General features: G+C 28.1%; 10 protein-coding genes and 1 pseudogene. 1 reads left to right on the forward strand and 10 read right to left on the reverse strand.

Features of this window, described 5'->3' with window-relative positions; genetic code table 11:
• The 10 genes and pseudogenes from TY07_RS16395 to TY07_RS17765 all read right to left on the reverse strand — a co-directional run.
• Nucleotides 1–453: glycosyltransferase family 2 protein (locus TY07_RS16395; RefSeq protein ID WP_198134017.1), on the reverse strand; the 453-nt coding region annotated here is incomplete at its 3' end.
• A gap of 12 nt (nucleotides 454–465) precedes the next feature.
• Nucleotides 466–1,524, reverse strand: coding sequence for a dTDP-glucose 4,6-dehydratase (gene rfbB, locus TY07_RS16400; protein ID WP_042402745.1), 1,059 nt, complete (start codon nucleotides 1,522–1,524; stop codon nucleotides 466–468).
• Between the two features lie 99 nt (nucleotides 1,525–1,623).
• Nucleotides 1,624–2,517, reverse strand: coding sequence for a dTDP-4-dehydrorhamnose reductase (gene rfbD, locus TY07_RS16405; protein WP_042402748.1), 894 nt, complete (start codon nucleotides 2,515–2,517; stop codon nucleotides 1,624–1,626).
• Between the two features lie 13 nt (nucleotides 2,518–2,530).
• A complete protein-coding gene (gene rfbC / locus TY07_RS16410) occupies nucleotides 2,531–3,109 on the reverse strand; it encodes a dTDP-4-dehydrorhamnose 3,5-epimerase (RefSeq protein ID WP_042402751.1) in 579 nt (192 codons plus the stop codon).
• Nucleotides 3,110–3,113: 4 nt separating this feature from the next.
• Nucleotides 3,114–3,980, reverse strand: coding sequence for a glucose-1-phosphate thymidylyltransferase RfbA (gene rfbA / locus TY07_RS16415; RefSeq protein WP_042402754.1), 867 nt, complete (start codon nucleotides 3,978–3,980; stop codon nucleotides 3,114–3,116).
• 20 nt (nucleotides 3,981–4,000) lie between these two features.
• Nucleotides 4,001–4,798 (reverse strand): glycosyltransferase family 2 protein, encoded by a 798-nt coding sequence (locus TY07_RS16420; protein WP_052330766.1) that lies wholly within the window; start codon nucleotides 4,796–4,798, stop codon nucleotides 4,001–4,003.
• 33 nt (nucleotides 4,799–4,831) lie between these two features.
• Nucleotides 4,832–5,998 carry a nucleotide sugar dehydrogenase gene (locus TY07_RS16425; RefSeq protein ID WP_042402756.1) on the reverse strand — a complete coding sequence of 389 codons (1,167 nt, stop codon included), beginning with the start codon at nucleotides 5,996–5,998 and terminating at the stop codon, nucleotides 4,832–4,834.
• Between the two features lie 19 nt (nucleotides 5,999–6,017).
• Nucleotides 6,018–6,674 (reverse strand): sugar transferase, encoded by a 657-nt coding sequence (locus TY07_RS16430; RefSeq protein ID WP_042402758.1) that lies wholly within the window; start codon nucleotides 6,672–6,674, stop codon nucleotides 6,018–6,020.
• A gap of 62 nt (nucleotides 6,675–6,736) precedes the next feature.
• Nucleotides 6,737–7,390: a CpsD/CapB family tyrosine-protein kinase gene (locus tag TY07_RS16435; protein WP_042402760.1), complete on the reverse strand. Its 654-nt coding sequence runs from the start codon at nucleotides 7,388–7,390 to the stop codon at nucleotides 6,737–6,739.
• Between the two features lie 12 nt (nucleotides 7,391–7,402).
• Nucleotides 7,403–7,558: pseudogene (locus tag TY07_RS17765) on the reverse strand (YveK family protein); the annotation flags it as partial.
• A 137-nt stretch (nucleotides 7,559–7,695) separates the two neighbouring features.
• Here TY07_RS17765 and TY07_RS16440 point away from each other — a divergent pair.
• Nucleotides 7,696–8,664: an IS4 family transposase gene (locus tag TY07_RS16440; RefSeq protein WP_042402763.1), complete on the forward strand. Its 969-nt coding sequence runs from the start codon at nucleotides 7,696–7,698 to the stop codon at nucleotides 8,662–8,664.
• Nucleotides 8,665–9,258 lie beyond the last annotated feature (594 nt).

Below are 9,258 nucleotides of genomic sequence, written 5' to 3' on the forward strand. Positions count from 1 at the left end.
GCTTAACAGATTCATACATCTAGTGTTTTTAAACATTATTATTCCTGCACTATCTATATAATTAAGCTTTTTATTTTTTTCAAAATCATATTTAAGTAATTTTCCGGATAAGGCTCCTATTGTTTCATCAGATTCGATAAACACAATCATCTTCTCTATGAAATCACTCTCCATAATAATGTCTGGATTCAAAATCATAACATATTTACCTTTTGACAATTTTATCCCTTGATTCGCAGCACCAGCATATCCATTGTTAATCTTATTTCTAATTAGAAGAATACCATTATCATGATATTCTTCTTTCATATACTCAAATGAGCCATCTTTTGATTCATTATCAATAAAAATTATCTCAAGATTTTTATAGGTTTGATCAAATATCGAATTCATACATCTTTTCAAATAAGACTTATTATTATAATTAATAATTACTAAACTTATTAATTCCATACTTTTCATTCCTTACTTATTCTCATACATCTTATTGTAATAATTTTTATATTCCCCTGAAGTAACATTTTTCATCCATTCTTGATTATCTAAATACCATTGAATAGTCTTCTTAATTCCAACTTCAAATGTAGTTTCAGGATACCATCCTAATTCATCCTTAATCTTAGTTGGGTCGATTCCATATCTTCTATCATGACCTTTTCTATCTTCAACATACTTAATTAAGCTTTCAGTAACTGCTTTATCGACATTTTCATTTAAATAGGCTATTACAGTCTTAACTATTGTAATATTGGTTCTTTCATTGTGCCCACCAACGTTATAAACTTCTCCAACTCTACCATTGTTTATAACCATATCAATAGCTTTAGCATGATCTTCAACAAATAACCAATCTCTTATGTTCATTCCATCACCGTAAACTGGTAAATTCTTATGCTCTAAACAATTATTAATTAATAAAGGTATTAACTTTTCTGGGAATTGGAATGGTCCATAGTTATTTGAACATCTTGTTATGTTCATTGGCATTTTGTAAGTATCATGGTAAGCCTTAACCATTAAATCTGATCCAGCCTTACTTGATGAGTATGGGCTATGAGGATCAAGTGGTGTAGTTTCCATGAAGTATCCTGTTTCCCCTAATGATCCATAAACTTCGTCAGTTGAAACGTGTAAGAACTTAACTCCATCTTTCCATGTTCCATCTTCATTTTCCCATGCTGCTTTTGCACAGTTTAAAAGATTTACTGTTCCCATAACATTCGTCTTAGCAAATACTTCTGGTTCTCTTATACTTCTATCAACGTGAGACTCTGCTGCAAAGTGAGCAACATAGTCTATTTCATATTTTTTGAATAAAGAGTTAACTAATTCATTGTCACAAATATCCCCGTGTACAAATATGTGTCTTGAATCATTTTGAATTGATTTTAAATTTTCTAAGTTTCCTGCATAAGTTAACTTATCTAAGTTTATTATTCTTATATCTTCATATTTATTTAACATGTATAATACAAAGTTTGAGCCTATAAATCCAGCCCCACCAGTTACTAAATAAGTTTTCATAATTAAATTCTCCTTATTATTAAAAGCTTAAATTTATTAATAAATTTATTGCTATAATCAATGAATTAAGTTCTACTTTAATTTGATCTTAAATCTTAATTACTTTTCAACATTATCCATGAAAATTTTTAAAGCATCCTTCCAATCTCTCATTTCATCACCAATAGTACATCTAAGCATCATATTATCAAGTGATGAATAAGCTGGTCTATCAGCTGAATTAGGATACATACTCTTATATTCTTCAGAAGTGCAAGGGTTTACTGTACAATTTCTTCCTGAAAGTTTCATTATTTCAGAAGCAAAATTATACCAGCTACATTCACCTTTTCCTGTACAATGGTATACTCCATATTCTTCTGTTTGAATAAGCTTCAATATATGATATGCTAAATCATTTGCATGCGTTGGATTTCCAAGTTGGTCATTTACAACATTTAATGTATCTCTATCTTTTCCAAGCTTCATCATTGTATAAACAAAGTTATGACCTACATATCCATAAAGCCATGCTGTTCTTACTATATAATATTTTGTTGAAAAGTCTCTTACAAATTCTTCACCTAAAAGTTTAGTTTTTCCATAAACACTTACTGGAGCTACTAAATCACATTCCTTTAATGGAGCTTCTCCTACTCCACTAAATACATAGTCAGTTGAAACTTGAACTATTTTTGCTCCTAATTCTTCAGCTACCATAGCTAAATTTCTAGGCCCTAGTGAATTTATTTTAAAAGCTAAATCTTGATTTGCTTCACATCCATCAACATTAGTTGCTGCAGCGCAGTTTATAACTACATCTGGTTTAACTTCATTTAAAACTTTTTTAACTTGTTCTAAATTCGTTATATCTAATATATCTACATCCATAGCAAAAACTTCAGCATTTTTAATTTCTTCTGAAACTGCTCCTATTTCTGCTTTTCCTGTAGATACTATTTTTTGAAGTTCATTTCCTAATTGTCCATTTGAACCAGTTATTAAGATCTTCATGATGCTATCCCTCCTAGCCTTCATATACAAACGGTAAATCTAATTCTTTAAATTTCTTTTGCTTCTTATCTTTTTCTGATAATAATATTTCTTCTATTCCATCTAATGGCCATTCTATAGCAATATCTTCATCGTTCCATAAAAGTCCACCATCATGCTCTGGTGAATAGAAATCTGTACATTTATAGTTAAATGTTGCAGTTTCAGATAATACTACAAATCCATGTGCAAAACCTTCTGGTACATAGAATTGTCTCTTATTTTCTGCACTTAAGTAGACACCTTCCCATTGTCCATACGTTGGTGATCCTTTTCTTAAATCTACAGCAACATCCCAAACTTCACCCTCAGTACATCTTACAAGCTTTCCTTGTGTATGCTGTGTTTGGAAATGTAATCCTCTTAAAACACCTTTTTTAGATCTCGATTCATTATCTTGCACGAAAGTCATTGTTAATCCAGCTTTATCAAAGTGTTGCTTGTTGTAACTTTCCATAAAGTATCCTCTTGTATCTCCAAATATCTTTGGCTCTACAATATATAAATCAGATATTTTAGTTTCTATAAATTTAAAATTTCCTACTTCAACCATATTTCTACTCCTCAATTATATCTATTAAATACTTTCCATATTCAGTCTTCATTAAAGGTTTAGCTAATTCTCTAACTTTCTCTTTAGAAATCCATCCTTGTCTATATGCAATTTCTTCAAGACAAGCTATAAATGTTCCTTGAGTTGTTTGTACTGCTTCAACAAAGTTTGATGCTTTAAGCATTGATATCTGAGTTCCTGTATCAAGCCACGCCATTCCTCTACCTAATAAGTCTACCTTTAAAGTTCCTTCTTCCATATATAACTTATTTAAATCTGTTATTTCTAATTCTCCTCTTTGTGAAGGCTTTAATGATTTTGCTTTTTCCACAACTGAATTATCATAGAAATAAAGTCCTGGTACTGCATATTTTGATTTTGGCTTTTCAGGTTTTTCTTCTAAAGATGTTACCTTTCCATTTTCATCAAATCCAACTACCCCAAACGCTCTTGGATCTTGAACATAATATCCAAATACCATTGCTCCACTCTTTAATTGTGCTGCTTCTTTTAAGTGTGAACTAAAATTCTGACCATAGAATATATTATCTCCCAATATCATTGCAACATTGTCATTGCCAATGAACTCTTCACCAATTATGAATGCTTCTGCTAATCCATTAGGTTGTTCTTGAACCGCATATTCAATGTTTAAACCATATTCTGAACCATCTTTAAATAATGCCTTAAAGTTAATGATATCTCTTGGTGTTGATATTATAAGTATATCTCTTATTCCTGCTAACATTAAAACTGACATTGGATAATAAATCATTGGTTTATCATATATTGGTACCATTTGTTTTGACATAGATTTTGTCACTGGATAAAGACGTGTGCCAGATCCACCTGCTAATATTATTCCCTTCATAGCTATCTCCCTCCATAATTTTAATTTAGAACGAATTTTTTATAAAATTTATACATACTTATAAAATGAAAATAAGTTAATTTATTTATCTTCTTTGTACTTTCCTGTTCATGTAAATGAATCATGCTGGCTTGCGGATAGTAAAGTATTTTTTTACCTGCTTTCTTTAATTTATATGATAAATCTACGTCCTCAAAATACATAAAATATTCCTTACTAAATCCCTTAACTTCATTAAAATCTTTTTTTCTTAACATTAGACATGACCCCATTAACCAATCTACTTCTTTCTCCTCTATATGATCATAATCTAGCATTAAGTATTGTGAGTTAATTTTGTTTATCACTTTATTAGATGCTAACCTTTTTAAAGGTGTTCTAGCTAATAAAAATTTAGTAAGTGGAATAAATCTTCTACATGAATACTGTAAAGTTAAATCTTCATTTAATAATTTACATCCTATTACACCTATATTATTATCACTTAAAATCCTATCTAGCATTTTTTCTATAGAATCCCCTAAAACCTCCACATCAGGGTTTAATAAAAGTATATTTTCATACTTAGAAGCTTTTACTCCTTCATTATTCCCATATCCAAATCCTTTATTTTGTATAGTTTTTAATACTCTAACATTCTTATTATTTTTATTTTTATTAATTAGCTGTGTATATGAAATAATTGTAGTAGAACAATTATCTACTACAATTATTTCATATTCTATATTATTAATATTACTAATAACTGACTTTATACATTTTTGAGTTAATTGATATTTATTATAATTAACTATAATTATTGATAATTCTTTTTTCATAGTATATTCCTTTATACCTTTTCTTAAATTATATTAATCTCTATTAAATAAATCTCTAGTATAAACCTTATCTTCTACATCAAATAAATCTTTTGCTAATCTATTAGAAACAATAACATCACTAATATTCTTAAATTCCTCTAAATCTCTAATAACTCTAGAGTTAAAGAAAGTTTCTTCCTTGAGTACTGGCTCATAAACAACTACTTCAATGCCTTTAGATTTTATTCTCTTCATTATTCCTTGAATTGAAGATGCTCTAAAATTATCAGAATCAGTTTTCATAGTTAATCTATAAATACCAACAATCTTAGGATTTTTCTTAATAATTTGATCTGCAATAAAATCCTTTCTTGTTCTATTGGCCTCAACTATTGCACTAATAATTTCATTAGGAACATCTTCATAATTAGCTCTTAGTTGCTTAGTATCTTTAGGTAAGCAGTATCCCCCATATCCAAATGAGGGATTATTATAATGAGTTCCTATTCTTGGATCCAATCCTACACCTTCAATTATTTGCTTAGTATTTAAGCCATGCATTTCAGCATAAGTATCTAACTCATTAAAATAAGCAACTCTTAATGCCAAATATGTATTAGAAAAAAGCTTAACTGCTTCTGCTTCAGTACTATCTGTAAATAGCACTGGAATATCTTCTTTTATTGCTCCTTCTTTTAAAAGATTAGCAAACTTTTCAGCTCTTTTACTTTGCTCACCAACTATAATTCTTGAAGGATAAAGGTTATCATATAGTGCCTTTCCTTCTCTTAAGAATTCAGGTGAAAAAATTATATTATCAGTTTCAAACATTTTTCTAACTTTTTTTGTATATCCAACCGGTACTGTAGATTTAATTATCATAGTTGCTTCTGGATTAATAGAAAGTACATTTGCAATTACTGCTTCAACACTTCTTGTATTAAAATAGTTCATTTCTGGATCATAATTAGTTGGTGTTGAAATTATTACAAATTCGGCATCTTTATATGCTTTATAAGCATCTGTAGTTGCAATTAAATTTAACTCTTTATTACTTAAATAATCTTGTATTTCTTTATCAACTATAGGCGATACTTTATCATTAATCATATCTACCTTTTCTTGAATTATATCTACTGCAACTACTTCATTATGTTGAGCTAAAAGAATTGCATTAGATAAACCAACATACCCTGTTCCTGCTATAGCTATCTTCATCTTTCTTACCTCTTTCACTTTACGATGCATTTTTATCACCAAACAATACTAATACAGTTTTAAATATCAACTTAATATCAATCCAAAGATTTCGTTCATCTACATATTTATTATCAAGCCTCATCCACTCCTCAAAACCAATATTATTTCTTCCACTCACTTGCCAATAACAAGTTAAGCCTGGTTTTACAGTTAGTCTTTTACACATCCAGTTTTCAAATTGAGCAACTTCCTTAGGTAAACTTGGTCTAGGCCCAACTAAACTCATTTCACCTTTAAGAACATTCCAAAGTTGCGGAAGTTCATCTAATGAAGTTTTTCTAATAAACCTTCCAACCTTAGTTACTCTAGGATCATCTTTCATTTTAAACATAGGTCCGTACCTTTCATTTTGCTGTTCTAACTTTTCCTTAAGTTCTTCAGCATTTACTACCATAGACCTAAATTTATACATATCAAATAACTCTCCATTTTTACCAACTCTTTTTTGAGAGAAAAATATAGGACCTTTTGAAGTAAATTTAATTGCGCATGCTACTATTACAATAACCGGACTTAACAAAAGTAATCCACTTATAGCTCCTATAATATCTATTGCTCTTTTACAAATTTCATAAAAGCTTAACTTTGCTTTATTTTCCTTTATATTCTCAAACTCAATTTTAAGTACTTCCACTCATTCCTCCCCCATTTCTCTATAAAATATAAACCCTATAAAACAACTTTATTGATAAAGCATTATTCATTTCCATAGTAATATTGATATTTATTTCTAGTGTTATCTACAGCGTGCAGAATAGTTCCAATAATATTAGCATTAATCTTATTTAACGTATTAATAGTATTTTTAACTTCATCCTTTTTTGTAACACCTGCCCTAACTACAACAAGAGTTCCATCAGTCTTCGTTGATAAAATTTGAGCATCAGCAACCGCTTGCACTGGTGGTGTATCTAAAACAATATAATCAAAATGATCTTTCATTTCCTTTAAAAATGCAGTCATTGCCTTTGAAGCTAGCATTTCCGCTGGATTTGGTGGTACCTTTCCAGCTGTTATGATACTAAGATTTTTATTATAAGAATAAGCTACTTCCGTAACCTTTTTCTTTTGAAGTAAGATATCAGAAATACCATATGTATTAGTAATTCTAAAGTTCTTATGAACAGAAGGCTTTCTCATATCACAATCTACTAATAAAACTTTTACTTCTCCCTTAGCTAAAGTTAATGCTAAATTTCCTGCTGTAGTAGATTTACCTTCTCCTGGATTGGAACTAGTTATTACTATAGTTTTATATTCTTTATCAAAAGAAGAATATTGAATATTAGTTTTTAAAGCTCTATAAGCTTCTGCTGCTACAGACTTTGGACTTTTTTCAACTATAAACATTCATCTTACCTCCTATAAATTTTCAACATCTGGAATAGCTCCAAGTACTGGTATTCCTAAATCTTTTTCAAGCTGCTCTTTATTTTTATATGTATTATCTAAATATTCTAATAAGAAAACTAAACCTACACTTACCATAAGTCCTACTAAAAATGCTATTGCTATATTTTAGTGTTGCATCTAAGTAAAACTTGTTTGTTGACACGAATGACACCAAGTTTAAAGGAATAATTTACAACTAAAAAAATAAACCTCCATGTGATTTAATAGTCTTGCCACAAACTATTTACATGGAGGTTTTTATTATGTTCAATAATAATAATAATAAATTAGTTTTTAATAAATTAATAGAGGAAATTCAAGGAACTTTTCTAGAAAGAGTTATTTCAAAATATAATGGTGATTTTAGAAGTCAGCATTTTGATACCAAATCACATTTATATGCATTGCTTTATTCTAATTTTATGAACTGTAAGAGCTTAAGAGAGTTACAGACTCAAATATCCCATAATAATAAATTAAAAAGAATTATTAATATACCAAGTGTTTCTCAATTTAGTAGAAAGAATGCATCTAGAGATAGTCGAATTTTTGAAGATATATTTTATTATCTTATATCTAAAGCTAAAAGTCGTTTTGGAGAATATAAACTAATTAAAGATTTCCCTCCGCTTAGAATCATAGATTCAAGCGTAATCGTAACAGCATTAAAATTAGCTCCATCACTTAAATTTGATTATGAAAAATCAGTAATGAAAATCAGTACAATGTTTAATGGTGAATATCCTGAACGTATAAATATAGTTAAGGGTAATATTAATGATAGAAAATGTATTGATAATATGTTTAGAGACAAAGATTGTATATATGTATTTGATAGGGGATATTACGATTATAGATGGTATGATCAACTTACTGAAAGTGGATTTAAATTTGTTACTCGTGGAGTCAAAAACTCAATAGTAATGGAGGAAAAATTTTTAGATTCAAATATAAATAAAGATATTTATGATACCGAGGTAATAATGGGCTCAACGCCCGGCGGAAATTTAACCTTTAATAAATACAGAGAAATTATGTGTTTTTATGATAATGATGAAGTAATTACTTTTATAACTAATATTTTTGATTTATCAAAAGAAGATATTATAAATATATATAAGAAACGTTGGGAAATTGAACTGTTCTTTAAATGGATAAAACAAAATCTTAGGATCAAAAAATTTATAGTTACAATGAAAATGCTGTTAGAATTCAGATTTTTTCGGCATTAATAACATATATGTTAATTTATTTATTTTGTAAAAAGCAACATTCAAAAGTTAAATATAGTATTCTTATTGTAACAAGAATAATCCGATCAAATCTCCTTGAGATTTATTATAGAGGAATAATTAATTTAAGTGGATAAAATAATATGAAAATTTTTAAAAATTATATTCAAAAATTTGGACAAGTGCATACTTTTTTAATTCATTATTTTTCCATATGAATAAAAAGTGAGTATTATCGAAAAAATTTCGTTAATACTCACTTTTACTTTAAAAGCAATAGTAATCTATTTCTTTAATGCAACACTAAAAATTATACAATCCTCTTTTTCATTATCTTCCTCATATTTTCTTTTTTTTCGTTTTTTTATTATAGCATATTTTATTAAAAACAAAAATTTAACATTATTCTTTCCACTCGTTTTTATATTTTATACACAAAACGTCATTATTTTTACTTATAATTGTAATATTTAAATTTATTTGTTATATTTTTCTATTATTTTATTTATATATTAATATAAATTAATACATTTACTTGATTTAGAAAATATACTAAAATAATATTCGACAAAAAATGATTTGAATCTGTTAAGC

Origin of the sequence: Clostridium saudiense (assembly GCF_000577815.1) — a bacterium.
GTDB lineage: Bacteria > Bacillota > Clostridia > Clostridiales > Clostridiaceae > Clostridium > Clostridium saudiense.